Origin of the sequence: Corallococcus sp. AB049A (assembly GCF_003668885.1) — a bacterium.
GTDB lineage: Bacteria > Myxococcota > Myxococcia > Myxococcales > Myxococcaceae > Corallococcus > Corallococcus interemptor.
Genome location: NZ_RAWL01000923.1, coordinates 1 through 542, shown reverse-complemented (window position 1 = coordinate 542; position 542 = coordinate 1). Strand labels below are relative to the sequence as shown.

Below are 542 nucleotides of genomic sequence, written 5' to 3'. Positions count from 1 at the left end.
ACCTCGGTCAGCTGGTGCGGCACGCCGCCGGGGGTGACCTCGTCCGATTCCATCCAGTGGAAGGCCACGCGGTATTGGGTGCAGCAGGCGCCGCAGGTCATGCAGGGATGTTGCATGGGCAAGCCGCCTCGGGCGGCAGTCGGAATCAGGAACGAGGGTGCGGATTTTCCACGAAGTGGGCCGCCGCGCAAGAAATTCCGTAAGCGGCGACAATGAACGGATGAACCGACCCTGCAACATTGCCGCGCGCCTGCCTGAACTGGCGCGTGAACGCCCTGACCAGATCGCCATCCGCTGCCCGGGCCGCCGGGGCGCCGGCAACGGAATGGCCGCCTACGATGTCACCCTGGATTACCGCCAGCTGGACGCCCGCAGTGATGCCATGGCCGCCGGCCTGGCCGGCTATGGGATCGGCCGTGGAGTGCGCACGGTGGTGATGGTGCGGCCGTCGCCGGAGTTCTTCCTGCTGATGTTCGCGTTGTTCAAGCTGGGCGCGGTGCCGGTGCTGGTCGATCCGGGCATCGACAAGCGCGCGCTGAAAC

The 542-nt window shown here is 67.2% G+C and carries 1 protein-coding gene; it reads left to right on the top strand.

What is annotated here, in order from left to right; all coding sequences use genetic code 11:
• Nucleotides 1-220: 220 nt before the first annotated feature.
• A partial coding sequence (locus tag D7X55_RS45930) for an AMP-binding protein (protein WP_147470468.1) occupies nucleotides 221-542 on the top strand: 322 nt, incomplete at its 3' end.